This window comes from Streptomyces sp. MB09-02B, from assembly GCF_033794485.1.
Lineage (GTDB): Bacteria > Actinomycetota > Actinomycetes > Streptomycetales > Streptomycetaceae > Streptomyces.
Map to the genome: position 1 here is coordinate 1 of NZ_JARGEE010000082.1, position 26,919 is coordinate 26,919.

23 protein-coding genes and 1 pseudogene are annotated in these 26,919 nt (G+C 71.4%); 10 read left to right on the top strand and 14 right to left on the bottom strand.

The window, feature by feature from the left end:
• Positions 1–193 precede the first annotated feature (193 nt).
• From P1P70_RS14500 to P1P70_RS14515, 4 genes are all read right to left on the bottom strand, one after another.
• On the bottom strand, positions 194–448 hold the full coding sequence (locus P1P70_RS14500; protein ID WP_319237275.1) for a hypothetical protein: 255 nt from the start codon (positions 446–448) through the stop codon (positions 194–196).
• Between the two features lie 70 nt (positions 449–518).
• Complete coding sequence (locus P1P70_RS14505; RefSeq protein WP_319237255.1) at positions 519–1,493, bottom strand: aminoglycoside phosphotransferase family protein; 975 nt, start codon at positions 1,491–1,493, stop codon at positions 519–521.
• A gap of 217 nt (positions 1,494–1,710) precedes the next feature.
• On the bottom strand, positions 1,711–2,673 hold the full coding sequence (locus tag P1P70_RS14510; protein ID WP_319237256.1) for an NAD(P)-dependent alcohol dehydrogenase: 963 nt from the start codon (positions 2,671–2,673) through the stop codon (positions 1,711–1,713).
• Between the two features lie 88 nt (positions 2,674–2,761).
• Entirely contained in the window at positions 2,762–3,340 is a 579-nt protein-coding gene (locus P1P70_RS14515; protein ID WP_319237257.1) for a YceI family protein, read from the bottom strand.
• Between the two features lie 101 nt (positions 3,341–3,441).
• Here P1P70_RS14515 and P1P70_RS14520 point away from each other — a divergent pair, with 101 nt between their 5' ends.
• The 5 genes from P1P70_RS14520 (at position 3,442) to P1P70_RS14540 (ending at position 8,969) form a co-directional block, all read left to right on the top strand.
• A complete protein-coding gene (locus tag P1P70_RS14520; protein WP_319237258.1) occupies positions 3,442–4,299 on the top strand; it encodes a helix-turn-helix transcriptional regulator in 858 nt (285 codons plus the stop codon).
• Positions 4,300–4,458: 159 nt separating this feature from the next.
• Complete coding sequence (locus P1P70_RS14525; RefSeq protein WP_319237259.1) at positions 4,459–4,953, top strand: FBP domain-containing protein; 495 nt, start codon at positions 4,459–4,461, stop codon at positions 4,951–4,953.
• A 104-nt stretch (positions 4,954–5,057) separates the two neighbouring features.
• Entirely contained in the window at positions 5,058–6,314 is a 1,257-nt protein-coding gene (locus tag P1P70_RS14530; RefSeq protein WP_319237260.1) for an FUSC family protein, read from the top strand.
• A 43-nt stretch (positions 6,315–6,357) separates the two neighbouring features.
• Positions 6,358–7,557 (top strand): hypothetical protein, encoded by a 1,200-nt coding sequence (locus P1P70_RS14535; protein ID WP_319237261.1) that lies wholly within the window; start codon positions 6,358–6,360, stop codon positions 7,555–7,557.
• A gap of 155 nt (positions 7,558–7,712) precedes the next feature.
• On the top strand, positions 7,713–8,969 hold the full coding sequence (locus P1P70_RS14540; protein WP_319237262.1) for a lactonase family protein: 1,257 nt from the start codon (positions 7,713–7,715) through the stop codon (positions 8,967–8,969).
• On the opposite strand, the gene P1P70_RS14545 is transcribed toward P1P70_RS14540, so the two are convergent.
• Both P1P70_RS14545 and P1P70_RS14550 read right to left on the bottom strand, forming a co-directional pair.
• Positions 8,937–9,662 carry a DUF2470 domain-containing protein gene (locus P1P70_RS14545; protein WP_319237263.1) on the bottom strand — a complete coding sequence of 242 codons (726 nt, stop codon included), beginning with the start codon at positions 9,660–9,662 and terminating at the stop codon, positions 8,937–8,939. The two genes, P1P70_RS14540 and P1P70_RS14545, sit on opposite strands and share 33 nt — an antisense overlap.
• Positions 9,663–9,780: 118 nt before the next feature.
• Entirely contained in the window at positions 9,781–10,389 is a 609-nt protein-coding gene (locus tag P1P70_RS14550) for a TetR/AcrR family transcriptional regulator (RefSeq protein ID WP_319237264.1), read from the bottom strand.
• 117 nt (positions 10,390–10,506) lie between these two features.
• Here P1P70_RS14550 and P1P70_RS14555 point away from each other — a divergent pair, with 117 nt between their 5' ends.
• Entirely contained in the window at positions 10,507–12,039 is a 1,533-nt protein-coding gene (locus tag P1P70_RS14555) for a cytochrome P450 (protein WP_319237265.1), read from the top strand.
• Here P1P70_RS14555 and P1P70_RS14560 read toward each other — a convergent pair.
• Both P1P70_RS14560 and P1P70_RS14565 read right to left on the bottom strand, forming a co-directional pair.
• Entirely contained in the window at positions 12,007–12,846 is an 840-nt protein-coding gene (locus tag P1P70_RS14560) for a pentapeptide repeat-containing protein (RefSeq protein ID WP_319237266.1), read from the bottom strand. The two genes, P1P70_RS14555 and P1P70_RS14560, sit on opposite strands and share 33 nt — an antisense overlap.
• Positions 12,847–12,882: 36 nt before the next feature.
• On the bottom strand, positions 12,883–13,635 hold the full coding sequence (locus tag P1P70_RS14565; protein WP_319237267.1) for a PIG-L deacetylase family protein: 753 nt from the start codon (positions 13,633–13,635) through the stop codon (positions 12,883–12,885).
• 237 nt (positions 13,636–13,872) lie between these two features.
• Here P1P70_RS14565 and P1P70_RS14570 point away from each other — a divergent pair, with 237 nt between their 5' ends.
• From P1P70_RS14570 to P1P70_RS14585, 4 genes are read left to right on the top strand one after another with little or no spacing between them, the layout of a single operon-like run.
• Positions 13,873–14,829, top strand: coding sequence for an alpha/beta hydrolase (locus tag P1P70_RS14570; RefSeq protein WP_319237268.1), 957 nt, complete (start codon positions 13,873–13,875; stop codon positions 14,827–14,829).
• Positions 14,826–16,904, top strand: a complete 2,079-nt coding sequence (locus P1P70_RS14575; protein WP_319237269.1) for a hypothetical protein — start codon at positions 14,826–14,828, stop codon at positions 16,902–16,904. The genes P1P70_RS14570 and P1P70_RS14575 overlap by 4 nt, the downstream gene beginning before the upstream one ends.
• Positions 16,901–17,836 carry a MoxR family ATPase gene (locus P1P70_RS14580; protein ID WP_319237270.1) on the top strand — a complete coding sequence of 312 codons (936 nt, stop codon included), beginning with the start codon at positions 16,901–16,903 and terminating at the stop codon, positions 17,834–17,836. Before P1P70_RS14575 ends, P1P70_RS14580 begins: the two co-directional genes overlap by 4 nt.
• Entirely contained in the window at positions 17,829–20,759 is a 2,931-nt protein-coding gene (locus tag P1P70_RS14585) for a TIR-like protein FxsC (RefSeq protein ID WP_319237271.1), read from the top strand. Before P1P70_RS14580 ends, P1P70_RS14585 begins: the two co-directional genes overlap by 8 nt.
• 20 nt (positions 20,760–20,779) lie before the next feature.
• Here P1P70_RS14585 and P1P70_RS14590 read toward each other — a convergent pair.
• The 6 genes and pseudogenes from P1P70_RS14590 to rhaS form a co-directional block, all read right to left on the bottom strand.
• A pseudogene (locus tag P1P70_RS14590) lies at positions 20,780–21,199 on the bottom strand (GNAT family N-acetyltransferase); the annotation flags it as partial.
• A 28-nt stretch (positions 21,200–21,227) separates the two neighbouring features.
• Positions 21,228–22,529 carry an alpha/beta fold hydrolase gene (locus P1P70_RS14595; protein ID WP_319237276.1) on the bottom strand — a complete coding sequence of 434 codons (1,302 nt, stop codon included), beginning with the start codon at positions 22,527–22,529 and terminating at the stop codon, positions 21,228–21,230.
• Between the two features lie 146 nt (positions 22,530–22,675).
• On the bottom strand, positions 22,676–23,701 hold the full coding sequence (locus P1P70_RS14600) for a LacI family DNA-binding transcriptional regulator (protein ID WP_319237272.1): 1,026 nt from the start codon (positions 23,699–23,701) through the stop codon (positions 22,676–22,678).
• 119 nt (positions 23,702–23,820) lie between these two features.
• Positions 23,821–25,245, bottom strand: a complete 1,425-nt coding sequence (locus P1P70_RS14605; RefSeq protein WP_319237273.1) for a BNR repeat-containing protein — start codon at positions 25,243–25,245, stop codon at positions 23,821–23,823.
• Positions 25,246–25,340: 95 nt separating this feature from the next.
• A complete protein-coding gene (locus tag P1P70_RS14610; RefSeq protein ID WP_030043960.1) occupies positions 25,341–25,661 on the bottom strand; it encodes an L-rhamnose mutarotase in 321 nt (106 codons plus the stop codon).
• 53 nt (positions 25,662–25,714) lie between these two features.
• Positions 25,715–26,797 carry a rhamnose ABC transporter substrate-binding protein gene (gene rhaS / locus P1P70_RS14615; RefSeq protein ID WP_319237274.1) on the bottom strand — a complete coding sequence of 361 codons (1,083 nt, stop codon included), beginning with the start codon at positions 26,795–26,797 and terminating at the stop codon, positions 25,715–25,717.
• Between the last annotated feature and the right edge of the window lie 122 nt (positions 26,798–26,919).

Consider the following 26,919-nt stretch of genomic DNA (forward strand, 5'->3'; position numbering starts at 1 on the left):
GAGACGGAACCGCTGCGGGGGCGGAAGGTCGGCTGAGTACGGCGGTCGCCCCAGGCACGGTTGTCCCGGACATGACGGAGGCACGGATGTCCCGGACATGTCGGCGCCTCCCCGGGTCCCACCGGGGAGGCGCCGAGTCTCGGTGCGTCCTGGAACGAGGGCCGACCGAGGGGCGCGGGCCGGCCGGCGTGGGTCAGCCGGAGGGCTCGTCGGGTACGGGCTGCTCGGGGTTGGCGGAGCCCGACCTCGGGGCGCCCTGTCGGCCGGTGCCGGCCTCGTCCGTGTCGGGTACGTCGGTGGCGTCCTGGTCCCGCTCGTCGTCGTCGGCGGCGGCACGCGTCGGGGCCGCCTCCCACGGGTCCTCGCCCTCGGTCGCCTGCTGGTCGGGCATGTCCCTCGGTATGGGGTCCGGGTGCTCGCCGGGACCCTCCAGGCGGTGTTCGTCCACGGCGTGCTCCTTCCTGCTGTCGTGCACCGCGCGCGGGTACCTCGACCTGATCGACTCAAACCACGAGGTGTCAGGCGCTCTCGGCCAGCTCGTCCAGGGCGGCCGTCAGGTGCGGTGCCACCCGCTCCCGCCGCCATGCGAGGTCCTCGCCGCCCATGGCGCGCGGCACCGTCTCCACCAGCATGATCAGGTCGAGATAGCTGCGGTAGAGGGCGTAGCGCCGGGCAGCCGACGACGTGAACTCGGCGACACCGCCCGCCTCTTGATACCCGGTCATGAGGTCGGTGTCCTGCCGGACGTCCCCCAGCAGCGCCAGCGAGACGAAGTCCGCGACCGGGTCGCCCCAGAACATGCGCTCGCCGTCGATCAGGCCGCCCACGCGCGCGGGATCGCCGCGCTCCACGAGGATGTTGCCCGGCCACAGGTCGAAGTGGACCAGTCGCGGCACGGGCACCTCGTCGAGGGCGTCGAACGCGGACTTCGCCGTACGGGCCACCTCGTCCAGGGGGCGGGGCAGCCAGGCGCCGAAACGGTGGGCGTCGTCGAGGACGGCCTCGTACATGGTCGTGAACGCGGTGCGCCAGTCGCGGGCGAGGGGGCCGAGGGCGCCGGTGGGATAGCCGTATCCGGGGCCGGTGACCCGGTGCAGCCGGGCGACCAGGCCACCCAACTCCCGTCGCAGCGCTGGTTCCCCGCCGGTGGCCGGACCGTCCCATCCGCTGCCGGGGCAGTGGGTGAGGAGGAGGTGGCGGCCCGCCGGTGCGCTCTCGTCGAAGGCGGCCCCGACCACGCGTGGGGCAGGGACGTCGACGGTCGCGGCGGCCCGGCAGAACTCGGCCTCGGCGCCGAGGAGCTCGCGCTCGTGCGCCAGACCGGGCGTGGTGGGCGGCGGGGGGATCTTGAGGACGAGCCGGGTGCCGTCGGTGAGGCGCAGTTCCTCGACCGTGTTGTACGTGCCGCCGGTGAGCGACCTCCGCTCGGCGAGGCTCTCGGGCGGCAGCCCCGCCGCCGCGAGAACCAGCCGCGCGCGTTGAAGTCCGTCCACTGCGATCCCCCTCGTCGACCTGCGCGTGTGGGCCCACTCTGCCAGGTGGGCCCACCCGGTCGCACCAGGTCATCCGGCCGCGTGGACGTCCTCCACGCAGCTGCCGCCCCGGCGGCCTCGGCGGCCCGGCCGTTCGTCGCCATGCAGGAAGTCCAAGGTGCGTCACAGCCGAAGTCGCGGACGACGAGGGCGGGTTCGGCACCGGAGGCGGCCGGCGCTAAACGAGGCGGATGACGCGCTTGCCGCGGGCATGGCCGGTTTCGGTGGCTCGGTGGGCGTCCTGGATCTCCTCCAGGGGGTACACGCGCTCGATGACTGGACGCAGGTCTTTGCTGTCGACGTGATCGGCGAGGGTTTCCAGGTCCGCGCGCCGGGGGCCGGCCATGAGCAGGCGTACGCGCGGACCGGGCAGGACGGTGGACAGCAGGGCGAAGGGTATGGCGCCGGCGGAGGGCGAGGCGATGCGACCGCCGGGGCGGAGGGCGCGTCGGTATTCGCGGACCGAGGAGCCGTGGCAGTCGAGGATGGCGTCGAACTGCCCTTTGAGGGCGCTCGGTGGGGTGGTGACGTAGTCCAGGGCCACGTCGGCGCCGAGTTCGCGGCAGAACGGGGCGTTGGCGGCGCCGGAGATGGTGGTGACGTGGGCGCCCCAGGCGTGGGCCAGCTGGACCGCCGTACTGCCGACGCCGCCGCTCGCGCCGACCACGAGCAGCCGTTGGCCGGAGCTCAGGCGCAGGGTGTCCCGCAGGGCGCGCAGTGCGGTGATGCCGACCGCGGGCAGGGCGGCGGCTGCCACCAGGTCCGTGCCGCTGGGGGCGGTGCTCATGGCCTGGGGTTTGACCAGGACGTATTCGCCGGCCGCGCCCGTCCGTCCGGCGACGTCGCTGAGGATGCCCCACACGTGTTCGCCCACCGTGACGTCGGTGACCGCGCTGCCGAGTGCGACCACCTCCCCGGCGAAGTCGCCTCCGGTGCCTTTGGGAAAGCGTCGCCCGGATATCAGACGCATCGCACCGGAGCGGATCTTCACGTCGATCGGGTTGACGCTGGACGCGTGGACCCGAACGAGCACCTCGCCCGGCCCGGGGGACGGACGCGGAACGGCACCGACGGAGAGCACTTCGGGGCCTCCGTAACGGTCGTACCGGACGGCGCGCATCATCAGTTGGTCAGGCGACAAGGGCGGGCTCCCTGGCGGGCATGGTCGTACCTCTTTTGTCAGGCGTGGTCAGGAGCAGGAGACGGCGTTTGTCGGGCGTGTCGCTCGGTCAGGCGGTTTGGGTCTGCGGTCCGGTGAACTGCATGTCCAGGCGAATCTTGATGACCTCACCCAGGAGCCCGGGGAAGAAGGTCAACCCGAAGTCGCCGCGTCGGATCTCGCCCGTCGCCTCGAACCCGGCGTGCTCCCGGTGATCCAGAGGGGAGTCCACCACCCCGCCGAACTCGACAGCGAGCACGACCGGGCGGGTCACGTCCGCGATGGTCAGGTCCCCCGCCAACGTCCAGTCCTCACCGTCCCCGGAGATCCGCGTCGAGCGGAACGTCATCGTCGGACGCTTCTCCACATCGAGCAGCTCGGCCGAGCGGGTGTGCGCGTCCCGGTCGGCGTTCCCGGTGTCGATGGAGGCCAGGGCGATCTCGGAGGTCACCCGCACGTCGTCGAGGGTCTCACCGACGAACAGCCCGGCCGTGAACTCGGTGAAACGGCCGCGCACTTTGCTGATCCCGAGGTGGCGGATGGTGAAGTCGACCGATGAGTGGTGGGGGTCGAGTGCCCACTCGCCGGGAGAGAGGGGCAGCGCGGTGACGGACGTGACAGCGGTTTTCGCAGGGGTGTCGTTGCTCATGCCCTCATCGTGCGGGCCCTGCGGCGGGGCAGGGGAGACCGGCCGAAGGGTAGTAGTGGCAGGGCCACCCTGCGCGCCGGGGCACGTTGTACGTTCGAAAGGTGAACGACAACGAGTTGGGCACCTTCCTGCGGACCCGTCGCGAAGCCCTCACCCCGGCCGAGGCGGGCCTGCCCGCGGGTTTTCGCCGTCGTACGCCGGGGCTGCGCCGCGCCGAGCTCGCCACCCTCGCCGGTATCAGCGTCGAATACCTCACCCGGCTCGAACAGGGACGGGACCGCAATCCCTCCCCCAAGGTCCTCGCCGCCCTCGGCGACATCCTCCAGCTGTCGACGGCGGACCGTCTGCTGTTGCACCGGTTGACCAGGGAGCACGGCGAGGACAAGCACTTGTGCCAGGCGGTCACCGCACCGCCGGAGCGCACGGTGCGCCCTACCTTGCGGGCACTCCTGGAGAGTCTGGAGCCCGCGCCGGCCGTCCTGCTCAACCGGATCGGAGACCTCGTGGCCTGGACGCAGGGCTACGAGCGGTACGCCCGTCCACTCGGCCTGCTCGACGGCAACCCTCCCAACATGGTGCGGTACCTGTTCACCGACGACCGGTCCCGCGCCGTGTTCCCCGGGTGGGACCGGCTGGCCGACGAGCAGGTCGCCCATCTGCGCAACGAGGGCTCCCTGCACGACCCTCACGTCACCGCCCTGGCCGACGAGCTGACGGCGGCGGCCGGAGCGCCGTTCGGCGACCGGCTCGCCGCTCTTCCGGCCCCGCCCTCCCGTTTTGGGCTTGAGGTGGTCGAGCATCCCGAGGCAGGTCGCCTGCGTCTGTCGTTCGAGACGCTCGTGCTCGCGGACGAGGGCCGTCGCCTGGTGGTGCACCTGCCGGCCGACCAGGCCACGGCCACCGCGCTGGACCGTCTCAACGGCGTCAGGCCGGGAGCACTGCGAGCAGTGAGCGGCTGACCTTCGCCGGTGCACCACCGTCGCACCGACCGAGTGGCTCCGTCGAGCCCGAAAACCATTGGCCTCTCCCGACGATTCCTCGTACCTTAGGTGAAAACCTAGTGCCCCTAGGTTCTGATCTGATCCGATCGTCACCCCTCACCGGAGAACAGGCCCGTCATGAAGACACTCACCGAGCAGGACATCCGCACCTCGTTCGTCAACTGCTCGAAGGGGGAGGCGAAGAGGATCTTCGTGCCCCGTGATCTGGAGCAGCGGTCGTGGGCGGATCTGGATTTCCTGGGATGGCGGGATCCGGGGGCACCCGATCGGAGTTACCTGGTCGCCGAGCGCGAGGGAGGACTCGTCGGCGTCACCCTGCGGCTGCCGTCCGCGCGACGCGGGTTCCTGCACCGGAGCATGTGCTCGGTGTGCCTGACGACGCATCCGGGCGGCGGGGTCTCCTTGATGACGGCGCGGAAGGCCGGCGCGACCGGGCGCGAGGGGAACTCGGTCGGCGTGTACCTCTGCGCCGACCTCGCGTGCTCGCTCTACGTGCGCGGCAAGAAGGCCCTCGACGCCGGAAGCCGGTTCGAGGAGAGCCTCACCGTGGAGGAGCAGATAGCCCGGACGGTGGGCAACCTGTCCGCGTTCCTGGAGAAGCTGTACGACTGAGCCCGTCCGACCTTGTGGTTTCCCGGCCTCCCGCGTGATCACCCAGGTGACTACTGTCCTCGGTCAGGAGTTCGGTGCATAGGTGGAACGGGAACAGCGCAAGGATGCGAGACGTACGTGATGTGTGGGGCCTGATCGACACACGGGTCGCCAAGTGGCGGCAGGACCCGGTGATCGTCCAGTCGGTGCGGTCGGCGGCGGCCGCCACGGTGGCCTATGTGGTGGCCCTGCAACTCAGCTCGGAGGCGGCGCCCCTGACGGCTCCGCTGACCGCGCTCCTGGTCGTGCAGGTGACCCTCTACTCCACCCTCACCACCGGTATCCGCCGGGTGAACTCGGTGGTAGCCGGCGTCGTCATCGCCATTGGCTTCAGTGTCCTGGTGGGCCTCACCTGGTGGAGCCTCGCCCTGATCATCCTGGCCTCGCTCGCGGTGGGGCATCTGGTGCGGGTGAGCGAGTTCGTGCCCGAGGTGGCGATCAGCGCCATGCTGGTGCTCGGTGTCACCAGGGTCGGCGACACGGCCTGGGCGCGGGTCCTGGAGACCCTGATCGGCGCGGTCGTCGGACTCGCCTTCAACCTGCTGCTCGCTCCCCCGGTCTGGGTGGAGGCGGCCGGCGAGTCCATCGAGGATCTGGCCCGGCGGATGCGGCGGCTGATGATACGGGTCGGCGAGGAGGCCGCGGGCCGCACTCCGGCGGAGGCCGCGGCGGCCCGGCTCCACGAGGCCCGGGAGCTCGACTTCGACATCGTCGAGGTGGACGCGGCCCTCAAGCAGGCGGAGGACAGCCTGAAGCTCAATCCCCGTGTACGGGAGGGCCTGCTGCACCGGGTGGTGCTGCGCACCGGCCTGGACACGCTGGAGATCTGCACGGTGGTCCTGCGGGTGCTGGCCCGTACCCTCACCGACCTCGCCAGGGAGCGGGAACCGAGTCCGCTGTTCTCCGCGCAGGCGGGTGCCGCCATCGAGCGTCTGCTGGCCGAGATCGGCGACGCGGTGGTCAGCTTCGCCGTGCTGGTCACCACGGACGTCAGCCGCAGCGCCGAATCCGCGGAGGACCGGCTCGCCGCCGAGCTGTCGACGGCAGTCGCGACCCGCGACAAGCTCGCCCAGCTGCTCCTGGAGGACGTCCAGCGCGACCCGAGCCACTGGCAGTTGCACGGTGCCGTGCTGACGGAGGTCAACCGCATGCTGGACGAGCTGGACACCGAGCACCGCTCCCAGCGGCTCCTGGAGGAGCTCGACCGGTGCACCCGTGAACAGCGCGAGCGCTCCCCCCGGCTCACGCGCCTGCGCGACCACGTACGCATCGTGCGCCCCCGCCGACGGAACCGGTCCGGTCTCGTCGGACGTACTAAGTGACGCCGGACCACGGCACCACACGACGACGAGGGGAGCGTACGGAATGGCCGAAGGCACCGTGCGGATCGACGGGACCACACTCCATCTGCCGGGCGGAGTACGGGTGCGCTTCATCCGCACCCTGCGTCTGCCGGAGACGGGGACGCACCAACTCCCGCCCGGACTGGGCGACTTCCCGATCCGCCGGGTCGAGGACTATCCGCACACCGCTCCCGCCGAGATGCGGGCGCGCGGCGGGGTGATGCTCCCCGTGTATCTGCGCGAGGCGATGTGGCTGCACTTCGGCGGCTCCACGGAACCGGCCGCGCTCCAGGTCGGTGTCGGCAAGGTGTGCGCGGTGTCGGGCAAGCCGTGGACCGGTGCGCTCGCCCGTGATCCGCAGAACTACGTCGTCCTCCCGCGTCAGCCGTGGCTGGACGGCATCAACTCCGGCAAGGGCACGGTCCGGCAGTTCGTGGCCGTCCCCCTGGGCCTCGGCGCCACGGTCGAGGGCCAGGTCACCGGCGAGGAGGTGTTCGGCGGGGTGCAGCTGCAGTCGTTCCCGCTGAACGAGAAGCAGTTGGCCGTGTGGCGGGAGGAGGAACGGCTGCGCGCCGAGGCGGAGCGGGGGCTGGGCCGGCTCGGTACCACCACGCTCTTCGCCGGCACGGGCCCGGTCCCGATGCCGCCGCCGGGTGCCGCGCCGATGCCGCCCCCGTCGACCGGCGCGCCTCTGCCTCCCGCGCCCGGGGGCGCCCCGATGCCCGCCGCGCCCGGTGGCGGGCCGGCGGCCCCGGGCGGCGCGTACCCGATGGCGGCGCCCATGGCGGCGCCCGGTGCGGCCCCGGCGCGCAGTGCTCCCGCCACCCCGCCCCGGGCACCCGCCGCGATGGGTCTCGGGGTCGGCGGGTCGATGCGGCAGGAGGTCTACCGGGACACCTGGCCGCGCGGCAGCTGGGCGGAGCGGCCGTCGGGGCGGATCTTCGTGCACCTGGTCACCCCGCCCGAGTGGCGCCGGATCACCGGGGAGGCCCCGCCTCCGTCGCCCGTGGACCGCGCGGCCTACACCCGGGCCGGGCTCCCGTGGTTCGAGTACTACGACAACGACGCCCACGATCTGGACCCGGCCGACGCCCTCGGCACGGTCAAGCCCGTCGGTGACTGGCTCGGCGACGACCTCGATCCGTGGCAGGCACCCGCCCCGGGCCAGGTGAAGCCGCTGGGTGACGCCCCGGGCAAGCCGATCCAGGACGGCGACTGGTAGCCGACTGCGGCGGCCCCCGGCCGCCCCGGCCGCCCGCCCGTGGACGGTCGGCGGGCGTCGCACGGCGCGCGACGCCCGCGCCCGCCTTTGCGTCGGGGCACTCGGACCCGTCAAGGTGGTGGCGGCCGAGAGAAGCGACACCCGAGGTGCGACGAATGACGAGCGAGGCGGTTGGGGACCGGGGCGGCTGGAGCAGGCGCCGCGCCCTGGGGCTGTTGGCGGGGGCCGTGCCGGCTGCCCTGGCGGGCTGCGCGGGGTCCGACGGGACGGCCGGGTCCCCGTCGTCCTCCCCCGCGTCGAGCCCCCCGGCGGCTCCGTCGGCGGAGGCCGGGGCCGGGTCGGGCACCGAGTCCGCGACCTCGACGCCGTCCCCCGCCCGCACCGGCCCCCAGCCGCTCTACATCGGGACGTACACCTCCGCGGAGGGCGGCGGCCAAGGCATCGGCGTGGCGACGTACGACGCCCGGAGCGGCCGTGTCACCGGTGAGGGGACGATCAGCGGGGTCGGCGACCCGTCGTACCTCGCCGTCCACCCGGACGGCCGGACGCTGTACGCCGTGAACGAGCGGCCGGAGGGCGGGGTGACCGCCGTCCGGCTGTCCGACCGCGAGGTCCTGGGCACCCGGAGCAGCGGCGGCGAGGCGCCCTGCCATCTGTCGGTGCACCCGAGCGGGCGGTGGCTGTTGAGCGCGAACTACGGCTCGGGCAGTGTCGCCGTGCACCCCGTCGAGGAGTCGGGCGCGCTGGGCGAGCGCACGGACCTGGTGGTGCACCGCGGTCCGGCGCCGGGGCCGGGCCAGGACGGGCCGCACGCGCACCAGATCGTCACAAGCCCCGACGGCGGCCATGTCCTCGCCGTCGACCTGGGCACCGACACCGTCTACACCTACCGGCTGGACGAGTCCCGGGGCACGCTCACCGAGGTCTCCCGGGCGCGCCTGCGAGCGGGTGCGGGGCCCCGGCACCTGACCTTCCATCCCGAGGGCCGGTACGCCTATCTCGCGGGCGAGGTCGACAACACAGTCGTCGTCTGCGCCTACGAGCCCGACCGTGGGCGGCTCTCGCCCGGCCCGCCGCAGCCCACGGGCACGGGGTCGGGCACCAACTACCCGGCGCAGCTGGTCGTGACGCCGAACGGCGCGTACGCCTATCTCGCCAACCGGGGGCACGACAGTCTGACGCGGTACGCGGTCGAGGCGAACGGCGCGCGGCTGCGGCTCCTGGACACCGTGCCGGTCGGCGGGGACTTCCCGCGCCAGATCGCCCTCTCGCCGGACGGCGGCCTGTTGTTCGCCGCGCTCCAGCGGTCGAGCGCGGTCAGCGTCTTCGCGGTCGACGGGGACAGCGGTGAACTGCGGCGCACGGGCGCGCCGTTCGCGTCACCCGTCGCCGTCTGTGCGCTGCCGCTGTAGGGCGCGCGGGCAGGACGCGGCGCTCGCCTGGGAGAGCAAAATGTGCATCCGCTCGGTGAGCTGCGCCATGTCGTCGGCGGGCTTGTGGAACGTCAGGCGTACGTCGCCGTTGCCGCGGGCCCGCTCGATGCGCAGGGTCAGTCCGTGCCGGTCGACGGCGAGCGGCTGGACGCGTACGGCGCCGTGCAGGCTGTCGTGCGGGACGAGCCGGGTGAGGCGTTCGACGGCGTCCGGGTGGGCGTCGGCGAGGTGGGTCAGCAGCCGGGACTCGGCTGTGGCCAGTGGGTCCGGTGCGGCGGCGGCGAACTCGTCGAGGTCGACCACGACCGCGCCGGTCGGCTCGCGCAGCACGATGCGGGTGGCCTTGAACTCCAGGTCGCCGTCCTTGAGCGCGAACCAGCCGGCGATCCACAGCCGGGCCCGGATGCGGCTGCGCACGGGGACGGGCGCCACGTCGGCGAACTCCAGCACGGCGGACGGCTCTCCGCGCGGGGCGCAGATCGCGGCGGCGACGAGCGTACTGTCCTCGGGGACGCACAGGATCACCCGGCCGTCCTCCGTGACGCTGTGCGCGCCGACGAACTCCTCGCGGCCGCCCTCGGCGGTCACCGCGCAGGACCACGCCGCAGCGAGCACCGAGCGGGCGCGCTCGGCCGCGGCGGGCGCGGCCGTCCAGGTGTGACGGTCACCCATCCCAAACCTCCATTAGGTAAGCCTTGCCTAACCTATCGAAGATCGGGGCGTACGCCAACCACCGTCCGGCAGTCTGTGAACTTTCTGTTCGCCGCGGCGAACCGGCCGGGGTGCCGGCTCAGGGGACGAGGACCCCGAAAAGGGCCCGCGTACACAGGTCCCGCACCTGGACCCGGGACAACTCCGAGCCCCTCAGCCACTCCAGGCAGACGGCCGTCGTGAACGACAGCCAACCGCGCACGGCGAGCCGCATCTCCGGCCGCCCGTCGAGGGCCGCCGCGAACTCCGCGTCCGACGCGAGGGCCGCCAGGATCTGCGCCTCCTGGACGGCGAGCGCCCGTTGGTAGACCTTGCGCACGGTCTGGTCCCCCGTGGCGTCGGCACGGTGGAAGGCGCGGAAGCCGTGGGCGTGCTCGTCGACGTACACGAGGAACGCGTCGAGGCCGTTGGACAGCCGCTCGCGGGCCGAGCCCCCGGGGGCGGGGGTCATGATCCGCAGCATCCGCTCGCTCTCGCGCTCCACGACGGCCGCGAAGAAGACCCGCTTGTTCGGGAAGTAGTGGTAGAGCAGGCCCCGGGAGACACCGGCGATCTCGGCCACCTGCTCGATCCACACGTCGTCGTACGGGCTCTCCGAGAAGAGCCGGGCCCCGACCGCGAGCAGTTGCTCCCGCCGCTCCTCGGTGCTGAGCCGACGACGGGGGCGCTCTCCCTGCCTGGCTGCCATGCCGTCACTTTACTTGACGCGGGTTCAACAGCGGGACGAGACTGAGCCCACTATTGAACCCGAGTACAACAAGTCGCGGCGGCTGCGGCACGGCGTGCGCGCGAGGGAGAGGTGGTCATGACGGCGACGACGGGGACCACGACCGCCAGGGGTTTCCGCAGCGCGGAGCTGGACTGGCCCGAGCTGCACCGCATACCGCACCCGCCGTACCGGATACCCGTCATCGGCGACGCGCTGGGCACGAACGTGCGGACACCGGTCCAGGAGTCCGTGCGCCTGGGGCGACGGCTCGGGCCGATCTTCCGGCGGAAGGCGTTCGGCAAGGAGGTCGTCTTCGTCGGGGGTGCCGCACTCGCGGCCGAGATGGCGGACGAGTCGAGGTTCGCCAAGCATGTGGGCCTCGGCGTCGCCAATCTGCGCCCGGTGGCCGGGGACGGGCTTTTCACGGCGTACAACCACGAGCCCAACTGGCAGCTCGCCCACGATGTCCTCGCCCCGGGCTTCAGCCGGGAGGCCATGGCCGGCTACCACCCGATGATGCTCGACGTCGCCGAGCGGCTGATGGAGCACTGGGACCGGGCGGGGGCGGCGGGCAGCGCCGTCGACGTGCCCGGCGACATGACCAAGCTGACGCTGGAGACCATCGCACGCACCGGCTTCGGACATGACTTCGGCTCCTTCGAGCGCGACCGGCCGCACCCCTTCGTCGCCGCGATGGTCGGCACCCTGACGTACGCGCAGCGCCGCAACGTCGTCCCCGACCCACTGATGCCGCTGCTGCGAGGTGCCGCCCGGCGCAACCAGGCCGACATGGCGTTCCTGAACGAGACGGTCGACTCGGTGGTGCGGGCGCGGCAGGCGTCCGGTCGCGGTCACCCGGGTGACCGGGGTGACGGCGATCTGCTCGACCGGATGCTGGAGACGTCGCATCCGGAGACCGGGGAGCGGCTGTCCGCCGAGAACGTCCGACGGCAGGTCATCACCTTCCTCGTCGCCGGGCACGAGACCACGTCCGGCGCCCTGTCCTTCGCCCTGCACTACCTCGCCCGGCACCCGGACCTGGCGACCCGCGCCCGCGCCGAGGTGGACCGGGTGTGGGGCAGCGCCGTACGGCCCGGCTACGAGCAGGTGGCCAGGCTGCGGTATGTGCGCCGGGTGCTGGACGAGGCGCTGCGGCTGTGGCCGACGGCGCCCGCCTTCTCCCGGGAGGCCCGCGCGGACACCGTGCTGGGCGGGGTGCATCCGATGCGGCGGGGCGCCTGGGCGCTGGTGCTGACCGCGATGCTCCACCGGGACCCGGAGGTGTGGGGCGCCGACGCCGACCGATTCGACCCGGACCGCTTCGACGCGGCGGCGGTGCGCGCGCGGGCACCGCACACCTTCAAGCCGTTCGGCACGGGGGCCCGGGCCTGCATCGGCCGCCAGTTCGCGCTGCACGAGGCCACGCTGGTGCTGGGCCTGCTGCTGCGCCGGTACGAGCTGACCCCGGAGCCGGGGTACCGGCTGCGGGTGGCGGAACGGCTGACGCTGATGCCGGAGGGGCTGCGGCTGAACGTGGAGCGGCGGGCGGGAGTGGCGGGGCGGGACGCCGCACAGCCCCCGGCACCGCCGTCGCCGTCACGTGGTCCAGTGGCCGGGGCGGGTGACTGAGGTCGGCAGTCGGGTGCCGGCGGTGCCGCGGGCCGCGTTGAGCTGGGGCTGGGTGAGGAAGAAGGCGCCGGTCAGGTCCGCGTCGGTGAGGTCGGCGTCGCGGAGGTCGGCGCCTATCAGGTCCGCACCGCGCAGATCGGCGCCGGTGAGGTCGGCGGCTATGAGGTAGGCGCCACGGAGGTTGGCCTTTCGCAGGTCGGCGCCCTTGAGGCGGGCGCCGATGAGGTCCGCTCCGCGCCGGTTCCGCTTGCGTCCGGCGCCCGCGCGCATGAGGTCGCTCACCTTCAGCAACAGCACGTTGACGCGCTGCCGGTGAGCGGCGACGTCCAGCTCCGCCAGTTCCTCTGCCGTCCGCTCGGTCAGCCTCTCGGTCTCGTCGAGCGCGCGGCGCAGGTCGGCGTACAGGGGTCGGGCGGCGGGGAGGGTCAGCGATTCGGTCAAGTACCAGAGCAGTTCGTGGAGTTGACGGACGACCGGGAAGACGTCGAACATCAGCCGGGCCTGCTCGCGACCGCCGGTTCGCCAGTTCTCACCCCCGAACGTGCCCTGCGAGACCTTCTGCCCGGCACCGAAGCAGTCGTACACGGTGCAGCCGCTGAACCCCTCGGTCCGCAGCCGGTCGTGGACACCGCAGAGGAAGTCGTCCCGGAGGTTGCCGCACGCCTTGCCCGCCGGCTTGTCGACGGCGAAGTCCGCCGAGCGCGCGAAGGGCAGGGCGACACAGCACAGGCCGAAGCAGCTGCCGCAGTCCGCGCGCAGATCACTCAGGGCAAGCGGATCGAGGGCTTCTCCGGATCTCTGTTCCATACGGTTCACCCTAACGAGCCGCCGTCGCTCTCCCCGTCAGCGGGCGAACACCTCGAAGGCGACGGCCGGTCTGCCGCCGAACCGCTCCCCCGTGGTCCGGGCGAAGCCGGTGAGGAAGTCGCGCACGTACGTCTCGGGGTCCTCCTTCGTCAGCACTTCCAGATACGTGCGGTGTTCGAGGAGGGAGGCGACGGCGCGTTCGAGGCCGGCGGTGGCGTCGACGGCGTGGGTGGGGCTGGAGGAGCCGGCGACGGCGACCCAGCGGACGCCGTCCCAGGGTTCCAGGCCCTGTTCGACGAGTTCGGGGAAGATCCAGCGGTTCCCCGCGTCCCCGGCGGCGTCGAGCGTGGCGCGGCCCACCGCCACATGGTCGGGGGTGTTCCAGGCGACGCCACCCCAGGTGTCGCGGTGGTTGAGGGTGATGAGCAGTTCGGGGCGGTGCCGGCGGATGGCGGCCGCGATGTCCCGGCGCAGCGCGGGCCCGTACTCGATGACGCCGTCCCGGTGGTCGAGGAACTCGACCTCCGACACCCCCACGACGGCCGCGCTCGCCCGCTGTTCCCGCTCCCGCAGCGGGCCGCACCGCGCGGGTTCCAGCGTGTCGATGCCCGCCTCGCCGCGGGTCGCCAGAACGTACGCGACCTCACGGCCCGCGTCGGTCCACGCCGCGATCGCCGCCGAGCACCCGTACTCGAGGTCGTCCGGGTGGGCCACGACGGCGAGGGCTCGCCGCCAGTCGTCGAGCATGGGTGCGAGCGGCGCCGGCTGATCCTGCTGAGGGTCGGTCATGTCGGCACACTAGCCCCGGGCACCGGCCCTCCGTAGGCGGCACGCTCCACCGGGGCCGAGGGCTCCGGCCATCCTCGTCCTCGGCTTTCTCCCCGGTGTCCTCCGCTCCCGCTTCGGCGTCCTCGGTCGCATGGGCACGGCGACCGGTCCGCGTACCCAAGTGCTGTGATTTCTGGGCAAGTTGCGCGTAAAATGGATGGTCAGGTATTGCCTGGGCGGTGGTTCGCGGGGGTGCGTATGAGGCCGCGTCTGGTGTTCGTGCACGGCATCGGGGGGCCGCGGGACCCCGTCGCCGAACTCGACGTCTGGCTCCGGGCCTTGGCTCAGGGGGCTCGTACGGCAGGTCACTCGCGTCGCGTGCTGGACCTGACACAGGGCTGGGCGGCGGACGCGCGATTCGCCTACTACGGCGACCTGTTCGGCCGGTCCCAGACACAAGGGGTGGCACTCGACGGGGACGACGAGGAAACCGCCCTCGTCGGAATGCTGCTGCGCGAAGCCCTGGACGAGCGGCCGGCCGGGCCCGTCGGCGTGGAGGAGGAGCGTGTCCTGCGCCATGCGCGAGCCCAACTCGCGCAGGAGGGCACGGCGCAGGGACCGGGAGCGGCCGCTCGTCAGGTACTGAGCGCCGCCAACACGCTGCTGAGCCTGCCCGGGTTACGAACCGCCGGCGGATGGGCGAGCGCCGGGCTCATGGTCGGCCACCTTCGTCAGGTGACCCGCTATCTGCGCCGGGCGGAGCCCGACCGGGAAGGGCTGACGCTCGACGTCCGCATACGGCGTCGTGTCGAACAGGCCCTCGACCCCACCGGCCCCACGATCGTCGTCGCCCACTCACTGGGCACGGTCGTGGCCATGGAGACGCTGCACGCCCACCGGGGGCCCGTCCCGCTCTTCGTCACGCTCGGCTCGCCGATGGGACTCCGTTCGGCCGTGGGCACCCGCATGCGACCCCAGCCCCTGCAAGCCCCTCTCGCAGTCGAGCGATGGCTGGACCTCTGGGACCGGGACGATCTCGTCACGGCGGGCCCGCCGCTGGAGAAGGTCGTACGACCCAACGACCGTGCCGTGAAGCCGGTCAGCGGACGCGTGGACTCGGACGGCTTGTCGGTGCACCCGGTGGTCAAGTACCTCGCCCAGTCCGCCGTGGCCGGCCGGATCGTCGAGGCCGTCGAGACGGCCACCCGCGCATGACCGCTCCGACTCCGCTGCGGCACGCCCTCGTCGTCGCCCCGCAGTGTCCGAAACTGGGGCTCCTGGACGACCTGGAAAGCGTGGCCCTGTCACTGCGCGATCTGCTCACCGACCACTGGAGGGGAGCGTGCTCACGGAGCACCGGCGCCGAGACCTCGCTGCTCCACGGCGTGTCCGTCAGCCAGGCTCGTATCGAGGCGGCCGTCCGGACCGCCGCGAGACACGCGGCCCGGGAGCAGGCCGTGTTGGTCGTCGCGTTCCTCGGCCACGGCATCACCCCGGGGCAGAACCCCACGCTCTACCTCATGGCGGGCGACTCCCAGCCCGACGAGATAGCCACCGCGGTGAACGTCGGTGCGCTCCTGACCCAGGCGCTGGAGACGCCCGGACTGCCCGGGGTGATCGCTCTCGTCGACACCTGCCACGCGGGTGGCGCCACCCCCGATCTGCAAGCCCTGGACGCCGGGGTACGGCAAGGTGCGACCCGGCTGTCGTTGCTGATGGGGGTCGGCGCCGCGCAGCCCGCCTACCGTCTTTCCTTCTCCCGCGGTGTCACGGAGGTACTCCGGCGGGGCATCCGTGGTGGCGGTGAGTTCCTGTACCCCACCGCGGTCCTCGGTGCCGTACGTGCGGCGGTGCCGGGGCAGGACGCGCGGCTGGTCGAGTACGACGGCGCGCAGTTCGGTGACCGGCCCTGGCTGGCGCGCAACGGGCGCCACCCGTTTCACACCACCCCGTTGCTCGGGCCCGTCGCCTCCGAGGAACTGGAGCTGGCGCTCGCTCCGTTGGGATGCTCCGCCCTGGTCTCGGCGCCCCTGACCGACGCCCAAGCCCTGGAGCGGCTGCGCGACGCACTGCCGGAGCAGTCCACGGGCAGCGCCGCCGAACTGGCCTGGGCGCTGCGCGTGGTCGGCGGCATGGTGGACGGGGTGCGGACGGTCGAACTGCTCACCACCTCATGGCCCGGCCGCCGACCGACCTCGCAGCGGCTGCGCCGCGCGTTGTCGTCGGCCTCGGAACGGGTGACCGCTCGTCCACCGGAAACATCGGGACGTGAACTGCTGCGGGACGCCGTGGAGTTTCTGCGCCTGCGGGCGCCACGTCTTCATGAGGCGCGAACCGCCCCCCTGGCGACCTTCGTCGCCGCGCTGGCCGTCGACGATGCCCTGCCCGAGGACCACGGGGAACTCGTCTCCTGGGCGCACGCGGTGGGGTGCGAGGTCGAACTGAGCGACGCGTTCGAGTCGCTGCGTGAGCATGGCAGCAGGACCAGGCTGCGGCTGATCGTCAGCCTGCATGCCGCTGTCGCCGGTGAGTGGCCCGAGAGCCTCGACGCATGGCTGCTCGACGGTGGAGAGGTCCACGCGCACCGTGAGTTCACCTGCGCACCCGACCAGATCGGTGTTGAGCAGCAGCTCGCCACCGTGCTGCGATGGGCCTCGGCGCGGGCACGCATCATCGGCGCACGGCTGCGGCGCGTGGAGATCGCCGCCTCCGCCGCGCTCCTCCTGCGCTGGCGCCCGGAAGAGACCGACTTCGGGGAACTGCTGGGCGTCGCGTACGACGTCGTACTGCGCTGGAGCGAGCGGCTGTGCCCGCCCGACCACCTGTGGTGGATCAATGAGCGGGCCCGGACGAAACTGGCGGCGATGACGGCGTCCGCGACAGGAACCGCGCCGGTCGACTGGCTCGGCGAGCCCGAGACCGGAGAGGCGCACGAACTCAGGAAACTGCTCCGCAACGACACCTATCGCCGTGCCGTCGCCCTCGAACACAGGCCGCCACGCTTCGAGCAGGTGATGGAGGTACTGCTGGCGTACGCCCCGATCGTGCTGTGGCCCTGTGCCGACGACTGCGCGCCGGAGCGGTTCCGGGAGACCTTGGACCGGTACTGGCATCTGTTGCCCGCGGAGTTCTGTGAGGCGTACCGGCACAGCTGGGGACAGCGGGTACCGGGGAAACCCGATGGCCGGGAGCAGTTGGCCCGATGGCGCACCGTGTGGCACGACATCGAGTGGCTCGACTTCTGCGACCGGTTCGAGCAGTTCACCACCGAGGAGGAGAACTCCGCATGACCTGGCAGCCCTTCTACGTCGGTGACGGCACGCCCCGCGACGTCGATCTCGGCGAACCGCCGCCGTGGCGGAGCTTTCCCCGGCAGGCCCTGCACCAGCAGTTCCAACCGCCGCCCGGACTCGTCCGGGCCGTCAACGCCGCGCTGATGCTGCGCCGACCACTGCTGGTGACGGGGGCCGCGGGTTCGGGAAAGTCCACCGTGATCGAGCAGGTCGCGGCGGAACTCAAACTCGGTGACGTGCTGCGCTGGCACATCACTTCGCGCAGCACACTGACAGAGGCTCTCTACCGTTACGACGCCCTGGGCCGCATCCACGCTCAGCGGCTCGCCGGCCGCGACGGCGACGACGACATCGCGCCCTTCCTGCAACTGGGGCCCTTGGGGACGGCGCTGCTTCCCACCGAACACCCACGTGCCCTGCTGATCGACGAAATCGACAAAAGCGATCTGGACCTGCCGAGCGATCTTCTCGACGTCCTGGAACGCGGCGAGTTCGAGATCCCCGAACTCGCGCGGTACGCGAGCGATCTCGTCGACGTCCGGGAATGGGGCAGTGACGCCCGTAGCCCGGTGGTGCGGGGCCGGGTGCAGTGCGACCGGTTCCCCTTCATCGTCATGACGAGCAACGGCGAGCGTGACTTCCCGCAGGCGTTCCTCCGCCGCTGCATCCGGTTCACCATGCCGAAGCCGACCGTGGACGCGCTGCGCAGGATCGTCGAGGCCCATCTGCGGATCGGGTCGGACGCCGACGGGACACGTGCCGTCGACACCGTCATCCAGACGTTCGTCGACCGGGTCGCGGCGGGCGAGAGCCTCGCGATCGACCAGCTCCTGAACGCCGTGCATCTGCTGACGGCCGGCAGCCTCGCGACGGGAGAGAACGACCAGGAGGTCCTGGCCCTCGTGCTGCGCGAGCTGTCCCGTGCCTGACCAGGGCCGCCCCTCGGCACGGGACCCGCTCGCCCGGGTGGTGGCGGCGCTCTACGCCGCCGCACCGGAGCTCGACGGCACAGCCATCGCCGAGTGCCTCTGGCTGGCGTCCCTGATGGACATGCGCGCCGAAGACGCCGACGGAGGGAGGAGGGACCGTCCCCACGGGACGGCGCCAACCGACGGACAGGCCGACGACGAATCCGGACCAGAGTCCGGCGAAGCCGGAAACGGCCTGCACGAACGCCTCGCCGGGGCAACGATGGCGATCCGGGGCGACGCGGTGGCGCCCGCCCATGCCCCCGGTCTGCCGAGGACGCTCGAAGTGACCCGCGCTCTGCGCCCGTGGAAACGGCGATGGCCCAAGGGACGCCGATCGGTCCTGGACGTCGATGCCACCGTGGACAGCTACGCCCGCAGCGGCGAACTGATCCCGGTACTCGCCCCCGCGCCCGAGAGATGGTTCGATCTCGTCCTGGTGCTGGACCGCTCTCCGGCGATGGGGGTGTGGCGGGAGATTGTCATGGACTTCACCGCGGTCCTGGACCGGCTAGGCGCCTTCCGGACCCTCCACCTGCGCGAACTCCGCTTCAGCGGCGGTGGTTTCGAACTGCGCGACAAGCAGGGCCGGTTGACCTCACCCCGTCAGCTGCGCTCTCCGGACGGTCGCCGGCTGGTCGTGGTCGTCTCCGACTGCGCGGCTCCCGGATGGCGTGGCACTGCGGTGTGGCGTCAGCTGCGGGACTGGGCCCAAATGGCCCCGGTCGCGCTGCTCAACCCACTGCCTACGAAACTCTGGCGCAGAACAGGCCTCGACCTGCCCTCCGCCCGCGTCACCGCCACCGCGCCAGGCCCGCCCAACGCCCGGCTGCTCTTCCAACCGCCTGTGCTGCCGGACGAGAGCGACGCGGGCGGCGAGGGGGAGAGGCACGACAGGGGCTGGCTGCCCATCCCTGTCTTCTCCCTGTCCCCGCACTCCTTGAACCGCTGGTCGTGCGCCTTGATGCGCACGGCCCCCGAGGGCAATGCCGCGGTACTCGTACCGCGTGGTGGTCGGACGGAAGGACGGCCACGGCAGCGGCCGGGAGCTGTCGCCACGGAAGGCTTTCTGCACACGGCCTCGCCGCCGGCCGCTCGTCTGGCCGTGCTGTGCTCCACGTTCGACCGGCTGAGCACCCGCCTGCTCCATCTCATCCGGCAGGAACTGGTGCCCGAAGCCACGGTCTCCGACATCGCCGAGTTGCTCACCAGCGGGCTCTTCGCCCTCAGCCCGGGCGACGACGGCGTCGTGGAGATGAGTCCGCCGGAAACCGTGCAGCGGCGATTGCAGGGAGAACTCGCCGAACATGAGGTGTGGCGCATCAACAGGGCGCTGAGCCGCCATGTCGCGTCCCAGGACAGCTGGGGCGGACGGTTGCCGGCGGTGGTGCCGAACTCCGACGGCCGTACGGAACATCTGGCGGCTGCCCAGCCCTTCGGACAACTGTCAGGACGGACACTGGAGTTGCTGGGTCTGCCGACAGGCGATCCGGCCGTCCCCGACGCCGGCTCGGAGCCGGAGGAGAGGGAACGACCGATCCCTCCGCATCCCCTGCCGAGGGTGACATCCGCTTCGGTGGACAACCGGCCCTACTTCTTCCTCAGTTACGCCCACACGCCGCCCCAGGGGGCGGCAGACGGGGATCCCGATCACTGGGTGCACACGCTGTTCAAGGATCTGTGCGCGGACGTTCTTGCTCTCACCGCTCATCCGCCGGGGGCACCCGTGGGGTTCGTGGACCGGGAGATGCGGTCCGGGGAGGGCTGGCCGGACCGGCTCAGTGAGAACATCGCGCGCTGCCGGGTGTTCGTCCCGTTGTACTCGCCCCGCTATTTCTCCAGCGAGAATTGCGGGCGTGAGTGGTTCGCCTTCAGCGAGCGCATCCGGGAGGCCCGCAACGCCGGTTACGGGGACATCCCGGCCATCGTCCCAGTGCTGTGGACCGGCATGGACCTCGAAGGACTTCCCGAGTCCGCGCGGCACCTCCAGATCGCGCACTCCGGCTTCGGGGAGCGCTACTCGTCGCACGGGATCTACGGGCTGATCAAGCTCAGGCGGCTGCGGGACGAGTACGAGGAGATCGTGTTCGGCCTCGCCCAACGGATCGTGCAGGTCGCCGAGACCACGCCGCTGCCGTCGGGCCGGCCCCGGCCGTACGAGTCGACGCACAGCGCATTCCGACCGCCCGGCGAGAACCCCAGCAGCGTTCGGCTGATCGTGGCGGCGCCCGCTCGGCACGCCTTGGCGGGGGGCCGGGACGCCTCACCGTACGGTGAGGGCGCCACGGACTGGAACCCTTACCACAGCGAGTCGAGGCGGCCGCTCGCCGCGACGGCCGAGGAGTTGATCCGCTCGCTCGGCTACCGCGTCACCGTGTCGGACTTCGACGACTTGGACCAGTCCTCGGGCAGCCCGACGACAGGCGGTGAGCACGACCCGCGATCCGCGGGCGAGGCCACCCCGACCAGCGGACCCACGATCCTGTTGGTGGACCGGTGGGCCCTGCTCGCCCGGGACCGGCGGCGTCGGCTCAAGCAGTTCGACTCGGCCGCGCAGCGCTGGGTCTGCGCGATTGTTCCCTGGAGCCGCTTGGACACTCAGTGCCGCGGTGAACAGGGCGAACGGCTGCGGGAGGACTTGGAGGACACCTTGCCGCTACTGCTGGAGCAGGGCCGCCGTGGCAGGATGTGGTCGGCTGTCAACGGCGTACCCACCCTGAAGGCGTTCACCGAGATCCTTCCGGTGGTCATGGCCCAGGCCACTCGGCAGTATCTCCGTTACTCGGCAGCGCCCCGGGCAGTGCCCCCGGCAGCGCCTAGCGGGCGGGGTCCGCGGCTGTCCGCGACGGGGCCGGACCGGGTACCCCCGGACAACGGCGTGTGACTGCCCCCCGAACTCCCCTTCATCACGCGGTACATGCCGATCGAGTCGTGCGTGGCGGTGTCGGCGAAGCCGAACTTCTCGTAGAGGAAGCGGGCGGGGCCGTCGGCGATGAGGGAGACGTAGGCGGTGGCGGGGGCCCGGCGTTCCAGTTCGCCGGTGAGCGCGGCCATGATGCGCTTGCCGAGGCCGCGGCCCTGGTGGGCGGGGTGCACACAGATGTCGACGATCTGGAACGCGGTACCGCCGTCACCGATGACCCGGCCCATCCCGATGGGCTCCCCCGCGTGCCGGAGTATCACCCCGTGCCAGGTGTGGGGGAGCGCGAGGGCCACGGCTTCGGGGTCCTTGTCGGAGAGACCGGCGTCGGTGCGCAGACGGCGGAAGACCTCGACGGAGGGCACACCGACACTCAATTCGTAAGAGTCATTCATGCTAGTCATGCATTACATGCTAGGTGGCGACCCGACGTCACACCTCGTCCCGCGTGAGCGCCAGCAGCCGGTCCAGCACCCTCGGTCCCCCGGCGCGTACGCCGTCGTGCTCGAACTCGTCCGTGACCCAGGTGCGCAGTCCCCGGATCGAGCGGGCCGTCGAGAGGGAGTGGGCGGTGTCGACGTACATGTCGTCGTGGTAGATCGCGGCGGCGACCGGGACCTCGTTGGCGGCGAGCCGCTCCGGGTCGTACAGGGGCAGCCAGCCCCGCTCCTCGGCCAGGTCCTCGGCGGTCTCGCGCAGGGGGCGCAGGGCGGGGTCGTTGTCGAACATCCAGGGGTGCACGGACTCCCCCGTGAACAGCACGGGCCCGTCGCCGGTCAGCGTCTTGGCGGCGTCGAACTGCGGGAGCCGCCCGCGCACCCGCTCCGCCGCCCAGCCCGTGTGGCCCGCGTCCTGACCGTAGATGGCCTCGTGCAGCAGGGCGTAGAGGGGGTGACCCGCGTACGACAGCAGGCCCTGGACCTCCTCCTGGAAGGCGTCGGAGAGGGCGGGTCCCCCGGGGGTGCGGACGAAGGCGTCCTCCAGCAGGAAGTGCAGGCGGTGACTGCCGTCGCCGCGGCCGAGGAGGATGCCGAGGGACTGGAACGCCTCGACGGTGAAGCGGTAGCCGCCCGGGAGGACGATGTCGTGCTGGAGCAGGTGCTCGGCGATCTGCCGGGCCCGCTCGACATCCTGCGGATAGCGGGCGTAGTGCGCGGCGACCTTGCGTTCGATGCGCGGGAAGGCGGCCTGGTAGACCTCCTCGGCGGTCGCGTCGAGGGAGGGCAGTCCGCCGGTGATGACGACGGTGCTCAGGCCCTCGGGCGCCTCGGAGAGATAGGTGACCGCGCAGAAGCCGCCGAAGCTCTGGCCGAGGACGGCCCAGGGGGCGCCGCCGGTGATCTCGGGGCGGATGGCCTCGCAGTCGCGGACGATGGAGTCCGCGCGGAAGTGGGCCAGGTAGTCGGCCTGTTCGGCGGGGCCGCCGCGCGAGGGGAGGGTCTGACGGTTGGCGGGGGTGGAGGCGCCGGTGCCGCGCTGGTCCAGGAGCAGCACCCGGTAGTCGTCGAGGGCCCGTCCCAGCCAGGCCTCACGGCCGACGAAACGGTTCGCCCCGAAGCCGGGGCCGCCTTGCAGATAGACCAGCCAGGGCAGTTCGGCGTCCGCCTTGTCGCTCGCGACGACCTCGCGCGCGAAGAGCTCGATCCGCTCCCCCGCCGGGTCGTCGTGGTCGAGCGGGACGGTGAAGCGGCGGTCGGTGAGGACGACACCGGGCTGCCGGTAGCTGACGGACAACAGGGCTCCCTGAGCGGACGGATTCCAGGCCGTGGTCCAGTCCAGCACAGATTCTCCGCCCGGCCGACCCCGTGGATCAAGAAATTCTCGCTGAACCGGGGATCAGTACGGCGGCCGCCGTCGGTGCGCGGTTACTGAACGGGCGCTCAGCGTGCCGAGAGGCTGGAGCGCCGGACCACCAGTTCCGGCTGGAGGACGACCCGCCGGTGCTCGTGCGGGGCGGGCGCGGTCTCGGCCTCGGTCTCCTCCAGCAGGAGCTCGGCGGCGAGGGCGCCCATGGTGACGGCGGGCTGCCGTACCGAGGTGAGGGGGACGGCTGCGGCGGCGGCGAACTCGATGTCGTCGTAGCCGACGATGGCGAGGTCCTCGGGGACGCTCACCCCGGCCGCGTACATGGCCTGGAGCACCCCGAGGGCGAGCAGGTCGTTGGCGCAGAACACGGCGGTCGGGCGGTCGGCGAGGCCGAGGAGGCGGGCGCCCGCGTCCCGGCCGGCGGCCACGTCGAGGCGCTCGGTGGGCAGTTCCCGCAGGGCCTCGGGGCCGAGTCCCGCCTCCTGCAGGGCGCCCAGGGCACCCGTACGGCGGTCGCGGACCTGGTTGAGACCCGCCGGTCCGCTGACGTACGCGATGGAGCGGTGCCCCGCGTCCACCAGATGGCGTACGGCGAGGGCGCCGCCCGCGACGTCGTCGACGGAGACGGAGCATTCGGTGGTGCCCTCGGCGACCCGGTCGACGAGGACGAAGGGGATGCCGTGGCGGCGGAACGCCTCGATGTTGCGTCCCGTGGCGTCGGCGGGGGTCAACAGCACCCCGCGCACCCGCTGTTCGGCGAAGAGCGAGAGGTACTCGGACTCCTCGCCGGCGCTCTGCGCGCTGTTGCAGACCATCACGCCGAGTCCGGCGTCGCGCGCGGCCCGCTCGGCACCGCGCGCGACGTCGACGAAGAAGGGGTTGCCCATGTCGAGCACGAGCAGCCCCATGATGCGGCTCCGCCCGGCCCGCAGCTGACGCGCCGACTCGCTGCGGACATAGCCGAGGCGGTCGATCGCGGCCAGCACGCGGGCCCGGGTGCCGGAGGCCACCGAGTCGGGCCGGTTGATGACGTTCGAGACCGTGCCGACGGAGACTCCGGCGGCGGCGGCGACGTCCTTGATACCCACCGGCTGCGACATCGGACGGGGACCTCCAGGAAGGTACGGAGCGGCGGGCATACGTTCACATTACCGCCGGGCCTCAGCGGAAATGACCCGGTCAGCGACGGAACGTTCCGGTCGTACGGTCGTACGACGGATCAGGCGGGCAGGGCGAAGTCGATCACGCGGAGCGCCGACGGCGTGGTGCCGCTCGACTTCACCTGGTACATGACGGACAGGACGTTGTCCTGGGCGATCCGGCTCTCGTCGAACACGACCTCGCCGAAGGCGTTGAGCCCGGACCCGTCGAACAGGATCTTCCAGTCGGTGTGCCCGGAGGCCGCGGTGGCTCCGGCGATCCGGCCGAACGGGAAGATCGCGTAGGCGTTGTTGTACTTGTCCATGACCAGCTTGGTGCGCTGGCTGGAGTTGAGCGGCACCGGTATCTCGGTCTTCGTCCAGGGGCCGGAGGCGCTCTTGCGGACGAGGAAGGCGCGGCCGTTGGCGGTGCGGTTGGCGACGTAGTTGGTGGTGCACTGGCCGAAGCGGCCGGGGACGTAGCTGATGATGGCGTGCGGTCGGCCGGCGGAGTCGGTCCACTGGCTCTCCTGGTTCATCAGGGAGTGGTCCGGGTTGAGCGCGTCCACGACGAGGCCCGCGTCGGTGACGGAGACCTTGTCGGAGCCGCCGGTGGTGCCGACGACGGCGCCCGCGTTGTTGCGCCAGGTACGGCCCCGGTCGTCGGAGTAGACGTAGCCGGTGTCGTGGTTGGTGATGCCGCCGCTGCTGCACATCACGGCGCCGTTCTGCTCGCGCCAGGTGAACATGGCGTGCAGGCGCCCGTTGCGGTCGTAGTCGATGCCGTGCAGGTACATGTTGCGGGCCGTCGAGGAGCCGTGCTCGCTGGTGTACGTGCCGGTGGAGGACGTCCACTCGCCGAGGTTGGTCCAGGAGGTGCCGTTGTACTCGGCGAGCGCGTTGCGGCCGTTGCCGGAGATGCCGGCGCGGTAGCTCAGCTGGAGCTTGCCGTCGGGCATCGAGATGAACTGCGGGTACGTGAACTGCGAGGTGAGAGCGAGTCCGTCGAGGGTGGACTGCGGGGCGCCGAAGCGGCTGGTGGTCCAGCTCAGGCCGGCCGGGTTGTCCATGAGCCCGGCGACGGACTTGACGTAGGTGAAGCCGTCGCTGTGGGAGTCCATGTTGAGGTGCAGGCGGCCGTCGACCTTGGAGACGCCCATGGAGATGACGTTGTGGGAGTCGTTGTACCGCAGCGTGTGCCCGACCTTGACGGTGGACCAGGTGCCGGAGCCGAGGGCGCGGCGGCCGACGACGGCGTTGCGGTCGGCGGTGTACCAGACGGCGTACTGGTAGCCCTTGTAGGTCAGCAGGGCGTTCTTCTGGAACGAGTTGTTGTTGACCAGGCCGTCGTAGGAGACGAAGTAGATGGCCTGGCTGTCGAGCAGGGTGTTGCCGGTCTGGGTGACCGAGGGGCCGGGGTCGGCGGCGCGGGCGGTGGCGGCGCCGAGGGCGGGGCTCACCACGGCACCGGCGAGTGCGGCGCCGAGCAGCGTACGTCTCTTCATCTCGGGGACTCCGTTGTCGAACGAGGTGGGATACGGGAGGGGGTCTGGCGACGGGGATGCGTAACACGGGTTCAGGCACGGTGCAGGGCACGGGTTCAGGCGAGGTGGAAGACCTCGGTGAGCGGCTTCATGGCCTCGTCGGGCCGGGCGCCGTCGAGGGACTCGAAGAACGGCGCCATCTCCTTCTGCCAGCGGGCGTTGACCTCGGCGGCCTCCATGCCGGCCAGCGCGGCCTGGAAGTCCTCGGTCTCCAGGTAGCCGACCAGCAGGCCGTCGTCGCGCAGGAAGAGGGAGTAGTTGTGCCAGCCGGTGGCCGAGAGCGCTTCGAGCATCTCCGGCCACACGGCGGCGTGCCGCTCGCGGTACTCGTCGATCCGGTCCTGACGGACCTTGAGGAGGAAGCAGACGCGCTGCATGAGATACCGCTCCTGGGGGGGGTGAGGGGGTGGCTGTAACTCGTCGACGAAGATCAGAAGTTGAACTTGTCGATGTTCTCCTTGTTGAACACGGTGGGCTTGCCGAGGCTGATGACGCCGTCCTTGCCGATGGTGTACTCGCCCATGTCACCCGCGGTGAAGGTCTCGCCCTCCTTGCCGGTGATCTGGCCGGAGACCAGCGCCACCGCGGTACGGGCGGCCAGCTCGCCGAGCTTCGCCGGGTCCCACAGCTCGAAGCCCTCGACCGTGCCGTCCTTGACGTACTTGCGCATGTCGTTGGGGGTGCCGAGGCCGGTCAGCTTGACCTTGCCCTTGTACTTGGAGCCAGAGAGGTACTGGGCGGCGGCCTTGATGCCGACCGTGGTCGGGGAGATGATCCCCTTCAGGTTCGGGTACTCCTGGAGCAGGCCCTGGGTCTGCTGGAAGGACTTCTGGGCGTCGTCGTCACCGTAGGCGACCTTGACGAGCTTGACGTCCTTGTACTTGGGGTCCTTGAGTTCGTCCTTCATGAACTCGATCCAGGTGTTCTGGTTGGTCGCGGTCTGCGCGGCCGACAGGATCGCGATCTCGCCCTTGTAGCCGATCTGCTCGGCGAGCAGCTGGACCTCGGTGCGGCCGAGGTCTTCGGCGCTGGCCTGCGAGACGAAGGCGTTGCGGCACTCCGGCTTGGTGTCGGAGTCGTAGGTGACGACCTTGATGTCGTTGCTCATGGCCTGCTTGAGCGCGGTGCACAGGGCGCCCGGGTCCTGCGCGGAGACGGCCATGGCGTCGACCTGCTGCTGGGTGAGCGTGTTGACGTAGTTCACCTGGCCGGAGGTGTCCGTGGCGCTGGACGGGCCGACCTCCTTGTAGCTGGAGCCCAGCTCCTTCAGGGCCGCCTCGCCGCCCTTGTCCGCGGAGGTGAAGTACGGGTTGTTGACCTGCTTCGGCAGGAAGCCGACGGTCAGGCCCTTCTTCAGCTCGGCGTTCGGGTCGGCCTTGCCGGTGGCCGCGGCGGAGGCGGAGTCGTCCTTGACGTCGCTCTTCGTGGTGCCGCCGCAGGCGGTGACGGCGAGGGCGAAGGAGGTGACGGCGGCGAGCGCCGCACAGGAACGGCGGAGGGTTGCCTTGCGCATGAGGGTTCCTTTGATACGGAGGGGCGGGCGGGTGTCGGGCTGTCTTTTATACACTTCCCCGGCCCCACGAGAGGGGAAAAAAACCCGTATCCCGTCTTTTGTTTAAAAAAAAAAAAAAAAAA